At 73.3% G+C, this 18083-nt stretch carries 5 protein-coding genes; 1 reads left to right on the forward strand and 4 read right to left on the reverse strand.

What is annotated here, in order from left to right; translation table 11 throughout:
• Positions 1-119 precede the first annotated feature (119 nt).
• Positions 120-2648: a CehA/McbA family metallohydrolase gene (locus AC07PU_RS23115; RefSeq protein WP_495320844.1), complete on the forward strand. Its 2529-nt coding sequence runs from the start codon at positions 120-122 to the stop codon at positions 2646-2648.
• Between the two features lie 18 nt (positions 2649-2666).
• Here AC07PU_RS23115 and AC07PU_RS23120 read toward each other — a convergent pair whose 3' ends face one another.
• The 4 genes from AC07PU_RS23120 to AC07PU_RS23135 all read right to left on the reverse strand — a co-directional run bounded on the left by AC07PU_RS23120 (position 2667) and on the right by AC07PU_RS23135 (position 18081).
• Complete coding sequence (locus tag AC07PU_RS23120; protein WP_495320846.1) at positions 2667-3245, reverse strand: RNA polymerase sigma factor; 579 nt, start codon at positions 3243-3245, stop codon at positions 2667-2669.
• A gap of 6 nt (positions 3246-3251) precedes the next feature.
• A complete protein-coding gene (locus AC07PU_RS23125) occupies positions 3252-16286 on the reverse strand; it encodes a filamentous hemagglutinin family protein (protein WP_495320848.1) in 13035 nt (4344 codons plus the stop codon).
• Between the two features lie 201 nt (positions 16287-16487).
• Entirely contained in the window at positions 16488-17498 is a 1011-nt protein-coding gene (locus tag AC07PU_RS23130) for a FecR family protein (protein WP_495320850.1), read from the reverse strand.
• Between the two features lie 58 nt (positions 17499-17556).
• Positions 17557-18081 carry an RNA polymerase sigma factor gene (locus AC07PU_RS23135; protein ID WP_495320852.1) on the reverse strand — a complete coding sequence of 175 codons (525 nt, stop codon included), beginning with the start codon at positions 18079-18081 and terminating at the stop codon, positions 17557-17559.
• Positions 18082-18083 lie beyond the last annotated feature (2 nt).

The following is an 18083-nucleotide window of genomic DNA, read 5'->3' on the forward strand; positions in this document are numbered from 1 at the left end:
GCGGGGGCGGCTCGGGCAACAGCGGATTCGCTTTTCTTCCTCCGCCCGCCGACCAGGGTTCGGGGGGCTCCGGCGGCCCCGGCACGCCTGAGGACCCGAACGCGCGCCACGCCGCGGCCGTGAGCCTGCAGGGCGACGGCCACGGCGACGTGGAGTCGCTCGACACCGCGCTCGCCTGCGACACCCAGTGCAGCGCCGACTACGCCCAGGGCACGAGCGTCAAGCTCATCGCCACCGCCGCGCGCGGCTCGGTCTTCGACGGCTGGCAAGGCGCCTGCGAAGGCACCGAGGTCTGCGAACTGACGATGGACCAGGCCCGCAACGTGGTGGCGAAGTTCTCGCTGGCCGCGAACGCCGCGCCCACCGGCACCTGGTTCAAGGGCGACACCCACGTGCACGACGACCACTCCGACGACGGCAGCGCGCCGCGCCAGCTCAACAAGGACAAGGCCAAGGGCAACCTCTCGCTGGCCGACCAGATCGGCCAGGCCGGCCGCACCGGCCTGGACTTCGTGCCCTTCACCGACCACCGCACCTACGACCAGCACTACGACCCGCTGTGGGAGTCGTCGTCGCTGCTGCTGATCCGCGGCGAGGAAGCCAACGGCAAGCCGCACGCCATTGCGCTCGGCGGCGTGGACTCGGTCGAGCAGGGGGCCATGCATCCGGACCGCGCGCAGTTCGCGCTGGTCCAGCAGTCGATCTGGGATGCGCATTCCCAGGGCGCCATCTGGTCGGTCGCGCATGCCGACGACGGCGAGACGAATGCCGACGGCACGCCCAACGTGAACGCCAACGTGCAGGGCGTCAACCTGGTCGAGGTCTGGAACCGCTCGAAGAGCCCCGACAAGCAGATGGACTACGCCGAGAATCGCTGGAACGCGGGCTTCCGCTTCGGCGTGGCCGGCGCCAGCGACAACCACTTCCGCGAGTACTGGGGCGCGCCCTACCTCAACAGCCCCGGCATGCCGGTGACCAAAGTGCTGGCCAAGGGCTACAACGAGCGCGGCATCCTCGAGGCGCTGCGCGCGGGCTACACCAGCCTGTCGATCAACCCGACCGGCCCCGGCGTCTCGATGACCACGGACCTCAAGGGCGGCGGCTACACCGCCATGAGCGGCGACGAGGTCTTCGTGCCCGCGGGCACCACCGGCCACCTGCGCATCGGCGTGCAGCGCGCCGCCGGCATGGACGTGCTGCTGTTCCGCATGCCCGGCAAGAGCGCCGGCCCGATGAAGACCTTCAAGCCGACCCGCGACGACGAGACCTACACGGTCGACATCACCGCCGGCTCGCAGCCCGACTGGTACCGCGTCGAGGTGCGCGGCATCAACGTGCCCATTCCGCCGGCCGCGGCCGCGATGGAGCTCAAGGCCGCCGTGTCGCCGATCTTCGTCTCGCCGGCCCCGGTCGAGGCCAAGGCCGAGATCGCCGTGCCGAAGGAAGACAGCGTGGCCGACGGCGCCCTGCGCGTCGCCGGTGCGCGCGGCGACTTCGCCGGCTTCCCCGACCTCGTGACCGCCGACGGCGTGACGCACGTGGTCACCGAGATGCATGGCGATGCCACCAGCACCGTGGTCTACCGCCGCCGCGATGCCAAGGGCGTCTGGAGCGATGCCGGCCAGACGCTGAGCGGCAAGGGCCAGGCGCGCTTCCCGCGCGTGGCCGTGCGCGGCAACGACGTCTGGGTGGCGTGGGAGGAAGACGCGGTGCAGGTGCCGCACCGCCCGGTCATCAACCTGCGCCATTCGGCCGACGGCGGCGCGACCTGGGCCTCGACCGACACCGTGCGCTCGCTCGAGGGCCGCGCCGAGCATCCGGACGTCGCCGTGGCCGCGAGCGGCAAGCCGGTGCTGGCCTGGCAGGAGATCCAGGCCGACCAGCCCTTCGACATCATGGTGCAGGAGGTCGGCACCGACGCGCAGCCGCGCAACCTCTCGCGCGCCGGCAAGTCGGTCGACGCCGGCGTGCTCGACGACACGCGCTCGCCGCACTACCCGGCCTCGGTGCTGCCGAACCTGACGGTCGCGGCCGACGGCCGTGTCGCCGTGGCCTGGCAGGACAACCGCAACGACCAGGATCCGCTGTGGACCGGTGCCGCCGCCTACGGCGACGGCTCGAACCCCGACGACTGGCAGATCCAGGTCGCGGTGCGCGACGCGGCCGGCGCCTGGAAGACGCCCGTGAGCCTCGGCGCCACCGACCGCGCCGATCGCCATCCCGACGTGATCTTCGGCGGCAACGGCGACCTGGTCGTGGCCTGGGAAAGCAAGGAGCAGGAACCGGCCGGCAAGAACATCGCGGTGCTCGCGGCGGTGTCGGGCGACGGCGGCGCGACCTTCTCGGCCCCCACGGTGCTGGCCGCGGAGCCGACCACCATGAGCCAGCGGCCGCGCCTGGGCGTGGACAAGGACGGCTCGGTGCGCGTGGTCTGGTTCGACTCGCGCTCGGCCGACTGGCGCTGGCGCGTGATGACCGCGGTCTACAAGAAGCCCGCGGGCTGGGACACCGGCACGCTGCTCAAGGGCTCCGGCATCAACACCTGGCCCGTGACCTCGGGCGGCGTCATCGCCTTCGCGAGCACGCGCAACGCCACGCGGCTGCAGCGTGACGCGACGCAGCAGGTGTTCCTGCTGTCCGCGAAGTAGGCGAAGCGACCGCCGGGATCAACACACGCTCGTTCCTGCCGCCTCGGCGCAGGACCGGAGCGCCTGGCGCAGCGCCGTGTCCACGCGCCGGAGCGAAAGCCCGTGCCGTGTCGCGACTTCATCGCGGGTCAGTTCGCAGACGCGCAACGCCACCAGGATGTCCTGATGGCGAGGCGGCAGGCGCTGCATGGCCCGCTGCACCGCCTGCAGCGTCGCGCGGTCTTCGGCCACCGACTCGGGGCCGGGCGCCGGATCCACGAGGCAGGCGAGCGCGACCTCGGCGTCCGCGACCTGCCGCCACGGCCGCTCGGCGCGCATGCGGTCGACGGCCAGGTTGCAGGCCACCCGGTACACATAGGCCTCCGGGCTCTGCACCGCCGTCGGCGTGTCGTCCAGCCGCAGCCAGGCATCGTGCAGGCAGTCGCTTGCGCGGTCGGGGCAGCCGAGGTGACGCTGCAGCCTGCGGTGCAGGTGCAGGTAGTTCCGCGCGAGGAAATCGCGCAGCGCGATGCCGGGCTCCGCTTCGTCGCCACGTCCCCCGGCGAGGTCGGCATCGAAGGCGCAAGCCGGCTCGGCGTGGTGGATGCCGAAGTCCATGGCGTCCTACCGCTCCTGCCGGAGCCTGCGCCGCTCGTCGTCCGTCAGCAGGGACAGCACGCCCGGATCGAGCTGCCGGCCGTGGCCGAGCACCTGGACCAGGTTGCCGTCGTCGTAGTCGGCCCCGGCCGCCCGCGTCGCGGCCGGCGCCGCGGACGAGGGACCGGCCGGCTCGCGCCGTGCATCGCCGTCCTCGCCGCCGAAGCCCAGCACGCGCACGGTGAAGACCGACGGCAGCGCCTGGCGCGTCGCCTGGCGTCCGCGCTGCACCACGTCCTGCGCCGCGGCCGTGGCCTGCGATGCCGCGGCGCTGGCATTGACGAGCGCACCGACGTTCACCGCGGCGACCGTCGGGATGCCCATTGCCTCGCCCTTCACCTGGATGTTGGCGGCGTTCACGATCTGCAGCGCCGCGAGGTTGACGTTGCCCGACACGCGGATGCCCGCTTCGCCCGCGTCGATGGTGCCCAGCGGCGCGACCAGGTCGACGTCGCCCGGCGGCACTTCGGGAATCGGATTCAGGGTGGCGATGCCCGCGCCGCCCGAAGGCACGTTGGGCGACAGCTTCACGTTGCCGACATCGTCGTAGACGCGCAGCGGCGGCGTGTACACCAGCGTGGTCTTGGCACCCCGGCCGGCATTGATGTCGCCCTCGGCCGACCAGGCCTGGATGTGGCCGCCGAAGGTGGTCATGATGCGCGAGAGACCCAGCAGGAGGCTGCCCTTCGAATACAGCGCGATGTCGCCCTGGCCCTGCGTGAGCAGGCCGGCGTTGCCGCCCGGCGTCAGGCCCTCGACGCCGACCAGGATGCGCCCGCCCGGTGCCAGCATCTGGATGTCGCCCCCGCCCAGCGTGCGGATGCCGCTGTCGAGCGTGCCGGCCGGCTCGCCGTTGCGGCCATACAGCCGGGTGCTGAACATCGTGAAGTCGCCGCCGTAGCCGATCGCATCGCCCTTCGCATCGGCCTGCGGGAACAGCGCGGCGATGGCCTGGCGTCCGCGCAGGTAGCTGCCCTGGCGCGGGCCGTCCGCGTCGTTGTACTCGCGCCCGCCGGCCTTGAGTTCGGCGAAGTAGACCTCGCGCAGGTACACGCGCTGCTGCTCGGGCGGCAGCGCGGCGAAGAAGCCGCGCGCATCGACTTGGCCGTCGTAGTCCGCGTAGCGCCCGCGCAGCCACTCGCCCAGGGTCGATGCGTCGCCGTAGGTCTGCACCACCTTGCCGGGCTGGTCGGCCAACGGCCGGCCCGCTTCGGCCTGGTTGCCGGGGTCGAGGTAGCGTGCCGCCAGCGCGGCGTAGTCCGGGCCGCGGGCGCCAACGCCGGCCAGCACCGCGATGTCGGCACCGGTCGCGCCCGGCGCATAGGCCACGCCGGGAATCGGCCCCAGGCTGACGAACTCGCCCTTGTCGGCCTGGTAGATGTTGCGCCCGGCGATCACCTCCAGCGTGCCGGGACCGGCCACGCGGAAGCTCGACGCGATGATGTCGCGCCCGGCCTGCACCACCGAGACGTCGGTGACGGCACCATGGACGAACAGGTTGCTGGTGTAGGCGACGCGTTCGTTGTTCACCTGCAGCGGCTGGCCCGGCGGCGTACCGGCGCCCACGATGTCGCGCCCGGCCAGGATGCGCGCGGGCCGCGCGGCGCTGTACCAGCGCAGCGGCGTCTTGTCTTCCTCCAGCGGAGAGCTTGCCCAGTCCTGCACCGCGCCCGTATGCAGGCCGACGATGTCGCCCTCGCGCGCATAGAAGCGCACCGGCGCGGCGCCCGCCTGCGCAGCGGCGCCGGTCGGCGTGTTGGCCGCGAACGGGAACAGCACGTAGGGCGACAGCATGGAAGACGTCAGGTTCCCCAGTGAGGCGATGCCGCGGGACGTGACGTTCGTGGCGACCGGCGTCGCGTCTTCCATCGGCGATCCCGCGAACGCCGGATGGAACGGCGTCGCCATCACCGACGGGTCCGCGCCCGAGAGCGACACGATCTGGCCGTTGGCATGGATGGAATCGGCCGCGAGCAATTCGAGCCGGCCTTCGGGCGAAGGCGCCAGCACGATGGACTGGGCGGCACCGTCCGGCGAATGGAAGATGCTGCCGCTGGCCGCCACGGCCGTCAGGCTGGCGGGGTAGGCGTACGACATGTCGGTGCCATACGGACGATGCGGTCCGTTCCCGGACGTGTCGAACTGCCCCATCGGGCTGAGGTTGCCGCCGGCGGAGAAGAGGTCGATGCCCGAGCGCGGCGTCCACAGCGTGAACCAGCTTCGCCCGCCGCCGCCGTACGACGCGCCCGTCGCGCCGACGGTGAAGGGCGTGGCGTTCGGCTGCTCGACGCGCCCCGGGTCCTGCACTTCGCCAAGCACCAGGTCACCGCGGGCCGAAAGGCTGGCCACCGCGTCTCCCGGAATCAGCGCCGGCCCGCCCCGGCCCTCGAGGGTCGCGCCCACGACGCCGAACGGACTGCCGATGCGCGGATCGGCCGGGTTCCTGTTCTGCGTGCCGTACAGCAGCTCCAGCCCGCCGATGGCGCCGGCGCGCACGTCGATGCGGCCGCGCAGGTTGGTCAGCGAGCCACCGGCCGCGGCATAGCTCTGTTCGTTCGACTTGCCGGGATACCACCAGGCGCCGGCGGCATTGAACTGTCCGCCGACATCGAGTGCGAGATCGCCACCGCCGGTGAGCACCAGCGCGCCGCCGGCGTCCACCCGGCCGGTGCCGCCCACGGCCAGGTTCAGCGCGCGCGCGAGGCCCGCGTCGCCGCCCGCGGCGATCGAGACGTTGCCGCCGCCCAGCGTGCCCATGCCGGTGAAGCCCGCGAGCCGCAGCGTGCCCGTGCCCATGAAGTCGTAGGTGGAAACGTAGGCGCCGAAATTGATCCACCAGGCCGTCGCCACGTCCGCCGCGCCGCCGCCGCCCTGGCGCCACAGCCAGTCGCCGACCAGGCCGTCGCGGCTGTCCGTCGGCTTCGCGGCCGGCGCATCGCCCAGCAGGTGGCCCTGCGCCTCGAGCCGCAGGTTGCCGCCGCCCGTGGGGTACCAGGCGCGATAGCCGCTGCCCGCGCCGGCCAGGGATTCATAGGCCGTGAAGGCCGGTCCGAGCACCGAATCGTTCGGCGTGTAGGCGCTCGTGTGGTAGCCGCGCGGCAGGTTCCAGGCCGCGTCGTCGCCGCCGGGGGGCGCCGACGGCGTACCTGCGGTGTAGATGCCGAAGCTCGTCTGCTGCCGGAAGTCACCGCCGGCCAGCAGCTCGAGGTCGCCCGTGCCGGTGCGCACCACGCTGGGCGCCGCGAAGGGCGTGGCCGCGGAGGGATCGACCACATGCAGGTCGTCCAGGGTCAGGCGGCCCTTGCCCTGCAGCGCCCCGGGCGTGCGCAGTGCACGGCTGTCGGCCGCCGCGAGGTCCGCACCGGCGGCCAGCCGTATCGACCATGACTGGGAACCCGCGGGCAGCATGGGCGCCAGCGCCCACATCCGCCCCTGGCGCCCGTCGGCGTCGGTCGCGCGCGTGGGCACGTTGCCCGCGATCGTGAGGCCGGCCGCCAGCATCGTGCCCGGCGCCAGCGTCACGTTCTCGTTCAGGTACAGCGCACTCGTGAAGAACACGTTCAGGGGCGTGCCCGCGGGCACCGTCACGGCACGGATGTTCAGGCTGCCGGCACTCGTCGCGAACTGCGGCGGCAGCACCGTCCCCGCGCCGAACCGCGTGCCGGCGGGCAACGACGCGCCGACACGGTCGCCGGCCCTGTAGAGCCGCGTACCGGCGGCGCTGTAGATGTCGGCAGTCGCGAGCCAGCCGCCCTCGCCGGCGGCCCAGGAAGGCACGGACAGCGCGGAGCGCGAAAAGAACTCGAAAGGAATGGCCACGCCCCGGTTCAGGCCCGCCTGGCGGATCGGCGCATCGAAGCCGAGCACCATCGTGCTGGCGCTGCCGCCGTGCAGGCGGGTCGCGGCATCGCCCGAAGCCGCGCCATACAGCTCGCCGCCAAAGCGCGCCACCGTGTCCCGGGACAGCGCACCGGTCAGCACCCAGCCGTTGTCGTCGGGCGTCGCGGGCGGCGGGCCGAAGCCGTCGGTGATGCTGCCGTTGACCGTCAGGTCGCCGCCGGCGCGCACCACGATCACGCCGGCCTCGCCCGAGCCGCGCACGGCGGGGTTCGCACCGGGGCCGTAGCGATAGCCCGAGAGGTCCAGGTCGCCCGTGACGGTCATGTCGCCGGTGCTGCGCAGCTCCACGCCGGGGCGCAGGTGGAAGGCATCGCCGTAGGCCTTCAGCGCCGCCAGCCGGCCCTGCAGTGCCGCGTTGCGCCAGGCCGCGCCGATGAAGGCCGTGCTGTCGCCGTGGATGGCGTCGAGCAGGCCCTGGTCGATCACGCCCGCGGCCGGCTCGTAGCCGCGGAAGGCGTTGACGGCGATGCGCATCGCGCCACGCACCGTCACGCCTTCGGCCGCGTCGATCGCGGCATCGTTCGCGCCCAGGCGCGGCACGTTCAGATCGAGCGTGCCGAGCAAGACGCCGGCGACGCCGCCGTCCGTGCCCGCCCGCAGATCGATCAGCGCGCCCGGCGCGAGCCGCAGCCGTCCCGCCGTCGTGCCCAGTTCCACGATCGCGCGGTTGGGTGCTTCGATCACCTGGCCGCGGCTGTCCACGCGCAGGCCGGTGCCGTGGGCGTCCAGCGTGCCGTTGATGGTGAGGTCGTCGCGCGCGCTCAGGCGGATGGTGCCCACCTGGAAGCCGCTCGCGTCGAGCTTGCCGTCGACCCTCAGGCTGCCGCCATCGACCGAGATGCCGATGTCGCGCGCGCGCACCTCGTCGCCCACCGTGAGGCTGCCCTGCTTGATGCGGAAATGCCGCGCGCCGACGACGCCGCCTTCGTTGAGCCGCGCGTTCAGGCCCGCGAAGTCCTCGATGCGCTGGCCGCGCAGGTCGATGCCCGCGGCTTCGAACGGCACCATGGTGCCGCCCGCGTCGTAGCTGCCGCCGGTGCCGCCCACGATGGCGCCGGCGAGGTCGATGCGGCCGCCGGCTTCGCCCAGCGCCGTGGCGCGCAGGCTGCCGGCATGGTTGTTCCGCGCCGACAGGTCGATGCGCGCGCCGGCCGCCTGGGCGATGTTGCCCGCCGCGCTCTCGAGCACCACGTCGCCGCCCGCGCTGTAGCGGGTCTGGTCGAAGAAATCGACGGCCCGGCCCGCCACGTCCAGGCGCGCGCCGTCGGCCAGCACCAGGTCGTTCACGGCGCTCAGCGTGAGCTTGCCGCTGGGCAGCACGATCGGGCTCGACACCGTCACGGTGTCGCCCGTCAGGCTCAGCTCGGCGCCGAGTGCCCCCGTGGCCCGGGTGGCGGCCGCGGCGTCCGTGCCGGCCGGCGCCGACACCGTCACCGCGCCGCCGGCGGTGATCCGGCTGACCGATCCGGCCTCGCCGGTCAGCAGCGGTGTCGCCAGGTTCAGATGGCCGCCGCTGCGCAGCGGCGCACCCTCCGGCTGCGCGACCTGGCCGCGGTAGACCGCCAGCGTGCTCTTGTTGTTGGCCGTGATGCGGTCCGTGGCATGCACGCTGACCGTGTCGAAGCCCAGCGCCAGCCGGTCCAGCGTCGTCAGGTTGCTCACGCGCGTGCCGGGCGCGTAGCCGAGCACCAGCTGGCCGACCTGAAATTCAAGCGCGCCCTCACCGGTACCGGCACCGCCTGCGATGACCTCCCCGGGCCGAGCGCTGACGGAAATCTTGCCGAAGCGCGCGGGCGCACCGGGCACCTCGCTGTCCGGCACCCACTCGACCACGCCGTTCCAGTACAGCGTGCCGGTGCTGATCACCGCGCGCTCGCCCGCCTGGCCCGCGCCGTAGAGGGCGGGCGTGTTGAACACCAGTTGCGAGAGCTTGGCCTCGCCCGTGGCCGGGTCGTAGGTGCTCAGGTCCACGGGCCCGTGGAAGTTGATGGACCGGCCCGCCGTGAGCGTCAGGCGCTCGAGCGCCGGGGCGCCGGCCTCGGGGTCGCCGTCGAGCAGGCGCGAGAAGAAGGCCTGGCTCATCGAGAGGCCCGGCGCCAGCACGCCGGCCGCCGCGGCCTCGGCCAGCGACGCGGCGCTGCCCACGTTCAGTGCGGCCACCGACAGGGCCAGGTTGCGCGTGCCATAGCGCACGTCGTTGCCCAGGTTGAAGGCCCCGGTGGTCGCGATGGCGATCGCGCCCTGCGAGTAGAGCGCCGCGGGTGCGCACGACGGCGCGGCGCAGACGCCGATGTCGATCCGCCCGCTGGTCGTGTCCTGCGTGTCGGCCACCGGCGGCAGGAATTCCAGTGCGCCGTTGGACACTCCGATCAGCGCCACGTGCGGCACATGGACGGTGCCCGGCATCGCGCCGTCGGGCGGCAGGGCGGACGCCAGCAGATCGATGCGGGCGCCGGGCTCCACCACGATGGCGCCGGGCTGGCTGGCGCCGCCGCTGGCCAGGAACACCTCGGGCGCGCGCAGCGCGGCGCCGCTGCGCAGCACCACCAGCTGCGTGGTCGACACCACGTGCTGCTCGCCGTTGCGCACCGGGTCCGTGAAGTCGATGATCGGCAGGCGGGTGTCGCTGTTGAGGAAGTCGTTGCTGCGCCCCTCGACGATCTGTCCGCCGATCACCAGCCGCGGCGCGCCGATGGCGTTGAGCGCCTTGTCGTTCACCGACGTGCCCAGGCGCCCGGTCGGCGAGGTGAAGCCCGGCGTGGGCTCGCCGGCGACGATCTCGAGCGCGCCCTCCTGCACCGTGCGCACCACGGCCTGGCCGCCGCGCCCGCCCGCGGCCGGCCTGAAATCGGCCAGCCCGGCGAACTGCAGGGCAGGCCCGTCCACGACGGGTCCGTCGGGATAGACCAGCGCCAGCTGTTTGGCATCGGCCGGCAGCGCGGGCGCCGCGCCGCCCAGCCGCGCGGCCTCGGAGCGCGCGAACTCGCTGTAGCCGGTCTCGTTGTACTGCGCATGGCGGCGCACGGTGGCCGCCGGCGTCAAGGTGGCACCGCCCGGCCGCGCATCGCGCACGCCGGTGTTCGCGATGCCGCCCGTGACCGACACCGACCAGGAGCCGTTGCGCAGCGCCTGCGCCTGCGCCGGTCCGACGCGGCCTTCGTGCAGCTCCACCCGGAAGGCGCCGGGCATCAGCGCGTAGTTCGACGGCAGCAGGGTGTAGGTGCCGGCAGGCAACCCCGGCACGCCGGCCGGCACGGTGATCTGGCGGCCGACCGCCGGATTGCCGGCGCCCGCTTCGGGCGCCACCGGCGCATAGGCCGACGACCAGCCCGGCACCACCGCGTAGACCGGGTTGCCGGCCAGCTCCGGCAGCACGAAGCGCCCGTCGGCCGTGTTGCGGATCAGCGGATGCAGGCGCACGTCGACCGAGCCGCCGCGGCCCGAGACGAAACCCGCGCCGGCCAGCTCGCCGCCGCCCGACAGGTCCAACCGGGCGCCGGCCTGCACGTCGATCGCGCGGCCCGACAGCACCACGCCGCGCCCGCCGGCGCCGCGCGCGTCGAACTGCGCCGGCTGGCCGTCGTAGAGATAGTCCACGCCGTCGCTGGTGCCGCCGTAGGGCAGCACGAGGCCGGCGGCGCTCACCGAAGTGATGCTGCCGGGCAGCAGCGTGACGCTCGAGGTGCCGGTGCGGATGTCTCCGAGGCTGTCGTTCGAGAAGCCGAGCTGGACCAGGCCCAGCGGCGCCTGCACCACGCCGCCATGCTCGATGTGCGCGGCCAGCAGGCCGAGCGTGCCGAACACCGAGGGCGGCGGCAGGACATCGCCGCCCGGCCCGCTGCGCACGATGCGCAGGCTGCGGTTGGGGTCCAGCCGCTCGGCGGCGCCCAGCAGGGTGAGCACCCCGGCACCGACCTCGGCGCGCGCATGCGTGCCCGGATAGATGCGCGCGGCCGACAGCAGCAGGTCGCCGCTGGTGTAGAGGCTGGTCTCGCCTTTCGCTGCATCCAGGAAGCCGGGGTTGCCCTCGTGGGGCCGGGCGTTGGTGCCCAGGAAGCGCAGGTCGCCCGTGCTGTCGAGCACGACCTGGTCGAAGCCCGCGGTCTGCCCGCGCCAGACCTGGACCGCGTTGCGCTCGTAGATGCCCTGGTTGTAGAAGCTGCCGCCGAAACGCACCGCGCCGTCGACATCGATCAGGTCGCCCGCGATGGCGATGCGGGCCTGGCCGGTCGGCGCCAGCGGCGCCCAGACCAGCTCGGGCCGGAAATGATTGGCGCCGGTGTCGAGCACCGTCTGGCCGATCGGGCTGAAGCCCGCCAGCTGCACGTACGGCGCGCGCACGGTGATGCGGTCGTCCGCGCCGGTGGGGGCCAGCGTGGTGGCCGACAGCCGGATGCTCCGGGTCAGGGACAGGTCCAGGTTGCCGTCGAAGCGCACGATGCTGGCGGCCAGGTCGAGCGCACCGAATCCGCCCGCGGCGATCTGATCGAGGCCGAGCACGGCCTGGCCGAAGTTGCGCCGTGCCAGGGCATGCTCCGGCGCCTGCGCGGTCAGCGTGATTTCGCGCGGCGTCATCGCCTGCCGGGCGGCCTCGGCGACCTGCGCCGCCGAGGCCCCGGTCACCGGCAGCCCCGCGGGCTCGCCGGCATAGGAACGCACGTCCATGTGCACCGCCAGCGCGCCGCCCGCGGCGCCCGTGCCGCCCGCCGCCGCGCGCAGCGTGCCGCCCGCATCGATGCCGTTGAACGAGGCCAGCGTGATCGAACCGCCCGCGCTCGCGATGTCGCGCGCGAGCGCGCCGGCCTCGCCCGGCGGCACCAGGCGGGCCTGCGTGCCCGAGGCATCGAGCACCGAGCCCGGGCGCAGCACGACGAAGCCGTCCGCGCCCCAGCCGCGTTCTCTGTTGCCGCCCACGTAGAGGGTGCCGCCGTCGCGCACCGTGCCATAGGCGCGGCCCTGCGCGTCGGTGGCGACGGCGGCCTGCGCCGCGGCGTCCAGGCGCGCATGCTCGCCGATCCAGATCGATGGGTCGGGCCGCGCGAAGCCCAGGGGAATGGTCCAGTCCTGGCTCATGTCCGCCTGCAGCGGTGCCAGCTGCAGCGCGATGCGGCCGGAGGGCGCGCGCAGCGTGCCGTCGATCGTGATCTGGCCGCGGCTGAGCATGTCGATCGCCTGCCCCGGATCGACCTCGATCACGGCGTCGCGGCCCACGTACAGGCTGCCGCCGCGCTCCTCGCGCGGCAGCGCCGTGCCCGGGTTGTTGCCGAACACCTCGCGTCCCGAGCTCAGCTGCAGGCTGGCGCCGGCGCGCTGGGTCAGCACGCGGGCCTGCGGGTCTTCGTCGTACAGCGGCGGCAGCCAGGCCTCGAGCGCCTGCGATGCCGGCGCGCCGCCGGCCACCTGCCGCTGCGCGCCTTCGCGCAGGCGGTAGACCGGCATGGCCACCGACAGCCGGGCACCGTCGCCCACCGCCACGCCGGTTTCGCTGCCGATGGCGTAGTGCGCGAACCCGCTGCGCAGCAAGGCGGGATCCAGCGGCACGGGCGCCTCCATGCGCGCCGCCACCGGCAGCGTGCTGCCCGCCGCGATGGTCTTGCCGGCCGGCAGCACGATCTCGGTCTCGACGGTTGCGCCGGCGGCCAGCGCGACGGTGCGCGCGGGCACCGGCAGGCCCTTGGGAAAGACCTCGGCGGCCACCCTGTAGCCCGCCGGCAGGCTGCCGGTGGCGATGCGCGTGACGACCGCGCCGGCCGGCACCTTGTCGCCCGCCTCGCCGCTGTAGCGCGTCTCGCCCGCGAAGACGATCATGTTCGTGCCGGCCAGGTCCCAGGCCTGCCCGATCGGGATCGCCAGCGTGTCGCCGGTGTTGGCATAGCTGACCGCCACGTCGACCGCCTGCCCGGGTGCGATGCGGTCCACCACGTAGCTCAGCGCCGAAGACAGCACGGTGCCGGCGGGGATCACCAGCGAGTCCGCCAGGATCAGGTTGACCGGCGCCGGCCGGCCCGCGGCCAGCGTGCCGTCGGGCAGCACCGCCTGCCCGCCGATCGACAGCAGGCCGCCGGCCTGGATGGTCAGCGTGCCGCCGCCGTTCACGCCCACCGCCCGCAGCTCGCCGTCGAGCCGCAGGCCGCCCGCATCGATGCCGGCGCGCGGCGTGGAGGCCGCGGAGATCAGCAGGAGGTCGCCGCCCCGCCCGCCCTGCAGGCGGCCGTCGGCCTGCACGGCCGCGCCCGAGGACACGTCGATCAGGCTGCCCGCGTCCAGCGCGATGCCGCCCGTGGTCTCGATCCTGACCGTGCCGCCGTTCAACCAGGCCAGCGAGGGCTGCGCCTGCGGATCCAGCAACCGGTTGACCCAGCGCCCCGACACGTCCAGCACGGCGCCTTCGCGCAGATGCACCAGCGACTTGCCGTCCTGCACCCAGGGCGTCGGCGACACCGAGACGCCGGTCGGCGGCGGGCTGAGGTTGGTCAGCGTGATGCGTCCGCCGGGCGCGACGATGGCGGCCGCCACCTCGATCATGGGCGCGGTCACCTTCAGTTCGCCGCCGTCGGCCAGGCGCAGGTCGCGCGCGAAGCCGACCGTGCCGGTGGTCTCCACCGCCAGCCCGCCCAGCGACTGCGCAGCGAGCCAGCCGGTGTCGATGGCGATGGCGCCGTCGCCGGTCGGCAGCGCCTGTTCGAACGACAGGCCGCGCGTGATGTCGGCCACCTGGTCGAAGCGCACGTCGATCGCCGGCGGCAACGAGGCGCCGCCGGCCGCCGGATCGTAGGCGCCGGCCACGCCCGTGCGCAGCGCGAGGCGCCCGCGCTGGGGCACCACGTCCTGCGGCATCGCGGTGCCCGCCGGCGGCGCGCTGCCGGGCCGGTCCTGCGTCTGGCGCTCGCCGCGGTAGGCCTCGGTCACCAGTTCGCCTTCGAGGATCGCGCGCGGCGATTCGATGCGCAGCTGTCCCGCATCCAGCCCCACCGTGTAGCCCGACTCGAAGCGCCGCTGCGCGCCGATCAGCGGGCTGTTGAAGTACTGCGTGGTCTTCTCGCCCCAGCGCGCGTGCGCGTCCTCGAAGCCCTTGTAGAGGCCCTCGTACTGCATGTCCCCGGGTGCCCTGGACACCTCGTAGAGGCGCTCGTCCACCCCGCGCATCCAGCTCTGGTTGACGAAGCCGTCGCGCACGTCCAGCGTGCCGCCCGAGATGTTGATGGCCGACCCGGCCTGCGTGACGACCTCCCGGCCCGCCAGCGTGACCGTGCCGCCCTCGGCCAGCCATTCGCCGATGCCGCGGCCCGTGGTGCCCACGTAGCCGCCCACCTCCAGCAGCCCGCCGCCCGTGTACCAGCGGTCGTTGGCATAGCCCTGCACGCCGGCCGGCACGTAGACGAGCTTGCGTCGATCGACCCACACGGTGCTGCTGTTGAGCTTGCCGCTGTCGCGGTTGACCGGCGCGTCGCGCTGTTCGTTGCCCTGGATGTTGATCGCGATGTTGTTGGCTTCCATCGCCACGCCGACGCCCACCGCGCCGGCCACGTCGATGCGCGCCTGGTCGCCGACCCACACGCGCGCGCCGGTGTCCGCGCGGCCGTTGCCGCTGGCCACCGAGACCTGTCCGCCGGTGGCCAGCGTCAGCGAGCCGCCCTGGAACTCCACCGTGCCGCCGCTGACCACCTCCACGCGCGAGAGGTCGCGGCGGTCCGATTGCCACGACAGGTTGTCGAAGGCGCCGGGCGCGAGGTGCGCCTGCAGCCGCGCGGCGTCCATCTTCAGCGACGCGTCGATGAGGGTCCGGCGCTGTGCGTCGAGCGCCGTGTCGCTGCTGTTCACCGGCAGCACGGCGGTGACGCTGCCGTCGGCGAAAGTGACGCTGCCCTGCGCGTCCGAGGCGCGCGTGGACAGGTGCACCGTGCCGCGCGCGTTGACCGAGGTGGTCGACAGCAGCACGCCTTGCTGCGCGATGGCGCGACCGGTGAGCGTGATGTCGCCCTCGGCGGCCGTGACCAGCCCGCGGTTGATCACCTGGCCCGCCGCGCCGTGGTCGCCGAAGACCGGCGCGATCTCGTTGCCGCGCGTGGTGGAGTGCGCATTGGCATCGGTGCCCGCGCCGCGGCGGATCACGAAGCCGTCGGCCGCGGCCAGCGCAGTCTGTCCGCGCGGCGTGGCGATGCTGCCGGCGTTCTCCACTTCGGCGCCCAGCAGCAGCACGTAGCCGCCGCCCTGCGTCACCGACCGCGGCTCGTGCGTGCCCAGGCGCGCACCGGCCCTGACCTCCACCTTGCCGAGCGCATCGGTGAAGGTGGGTTCGGTGTCGCTCGCGCCGTAGATGCCGCGCTCGCGGAATTGCGCGTCGGCGATGTTCGCCGCCGCCGCCACCAGGCTGCGCGTGTCGACCTGGCTGGTGCCGGAAAACACCACGCCGTTGCGATTGGCGATCAGCACCGTGCCGTCGCCCTTGATCCGGCCCTGGATCTGGCTCGGCCGCGCCTGCGGATCGTTCACCCGGTTGAGCACCGCCCAGTCCGGCTGCTGCTGGAACTCCACCGTGGTGTTCTTGCCCACATTGAAGCTCTCCCAGTTCAGCACCGCCCGGTCGCCGGTCTGCCGGATGCCCACGTGCGTCTGGCCGCCCGCGACCGTCTGCACCGGCGCCTCGGCATTCAGCCAGCCGGCCGTCAGGCTGTTGCCATCGATCTTCAGGCCGCCGTCGGCCAGGCCGTCGGGCACCGATGGATCGCCGTTCGCCGCGGCCTGGCGCGCCGCCGCCTGCGCGGCCTGCTGGGCCGCGATGGCCTGGGCCGCGAGGTTCAGGTTGCCGATGGAGCGCTGCAGCTGTTCGCCCGCGCGCTGCTGCTGCGCCTGCGGGCTCGTGAGGCGCGCCGCGGGCATGCCGTTGGGCAACCGGCCGGTGGCAGCGGCGGCGCTTTGCGCGATGTTCTTCTGCGCCATCCAGGCCGGGCTGAAGGCACGCTGTGCCTGGGCGGCACCGACCATGCCGCCGGCGGCGAGCGCCACCGCGACCGCCCGGGCCAGCGGCGCCAGCCTGAAACTTCCGTGCCTGTCCTGCGCTGTCGTCCGACGATCCGTGCCGCCGCGCTCGCGTGTGTTCATTCGAGATACCTGCCGAAGAGTTGAGTCGATACCGATGCCGCCGACACGCAGGAAGCGCGCGGCCGCATCGAGGGCGGTCCTGGCGGGGCGGCTGCAAGCGCCATCCCCCGCGAGGACCCATGACCTTTAGACGGAAGGTCTGTCTCGAATCCCGGAAATATCTTTTGTAAAGCCGCGCGTTGCCACCCGGCTCGACGCAGCTCAGCTCAGCAGCAGCACACCGCCAGGCAATGCGCGCGCGCTCAGCCCGAACGAGCGCTCGATCTGCAGCAGCGCGGTGTCGAGCGAGGCCAGCTTGAAACGCGCGCTCAGGGTCTTGTCGCGCACGGCCGTCGCCATCAGCACCACGCGGCCGGCGCGGTAGCGGTTGATCTCCTCCACGACCGCGGCGAGCGTCGCGCGCCTGAACACCAGTTCGCCCTGGAGCCAGCCCGGCAGGTCGGCCTCGTCGAGGCCGATCACCGCGCCGACCGCGCGCGCGTCGTAGACGGCCTGCTGGCGTGCCTGCAGCATTCGCGTGCCCGACGGATGCTCCACACGCACCGCGCCCTCGATGCAGGTCACGCGCACCTTCGCATCGAGATGACGCACTTCGAACAGCCCCGATCCGGCAGCCATCCGGCCCGCGCCGGCGACCACCGCGAAGGGCCGAGCCGCGGCCTGCGGCAGGCGCACGGAGGCTTCGCCCGCCAGCAGGTCCATGCCGACCGTCTCGCCCTGCTGCGCGATACGCCGGATGCTGGTGCGCGTGTTCATCGTGACGCTCGCCTGTCCGGCCAGTTCGACCGCCCGGCGCTCGCCGGTGGCGGTGCGGTAGTCCGCGCTCCATTCGTCGGCCGCGGGCCAGAGGCCGAACGGCGGATGGATCGCGGCCACGCCGGCCGCCGCGGTCGCGCCGGCGGCGCCGAGCCAGGCGCGCCGGCTCAGGCCCGGCTTGCGCAGCGTGCGCCGATGCTGCTCGACCGTCTCGGCGTGCGAGACCAGCAGGTTGCCGATCGCGGGCCCGAGCAGCTGCCATTGCGCCCGGGCCTGCTCGAAGGCCTGCTGGTGGCGCGGATTCGCATCGCGCCAGCGCCTGAAGGCCTGCGCCTCCCACTGGGTCGCCTTGCCGGAGCTCAGGCGGGTGAGCCAGGCGTGCGCATCCTGCACCAGCGCATCGGGCCTGTCGTCGGGCCCGACGGCATCGTCGGGATGGAGGGTCGATCGCGTCATGGCCTCTTGATGGAGACGTTTCGCGCCCCCCGAATCCCCAAAGTTTTTTTTCGCACCGTCACTTCGCCCCCCGGTTGCGCCGCGCCAGGTGGACGGCGCAGTAGTCTTGCGCGGCCTTCAATTCGTATTCGACGGCGCGCAGCGTCAGGCCCATCCGCGTGGCCACGTCCTGCTGCGGCCAGCCTTCCCAGCGCACCAGCACCAGGATTTCGCGGCGCCGCGCGGGCATGTGCGAGAGGATCTCGCCCAGCGCCTCGAGCTGGGAGCGGTCTTCGGCGATGCGCTCGGGCCCCGGCGCCGAATCGGGCACCGTCTCGAGCAACTCCGCCATGTCCTCCGAGGACAGCAGCGGGCTCTGGCTGCGATGCAGGTCGATGGCGAGATTGACCGCCATGCGCATCACGTAGGCCTGCGGGTTGTGCACCGGCCCCGGGATCTCGCTGCGCTGCAGGCGCAGCCAGGTTTCGTGCAGCGCGTCCCCGGCCAGGTCCGAGCTGCCCAGCGATCGCGTCAGGCTTCGCTTGAGCTGGTCGTAGCGCCGGACCAGCAGGTCGCGCAGCATCGGCAGGACGTCGTCGGCCATGC

This window comes from Variovorax sp. GW821-FHT10D07 (genome assembly GCF_059415325.1).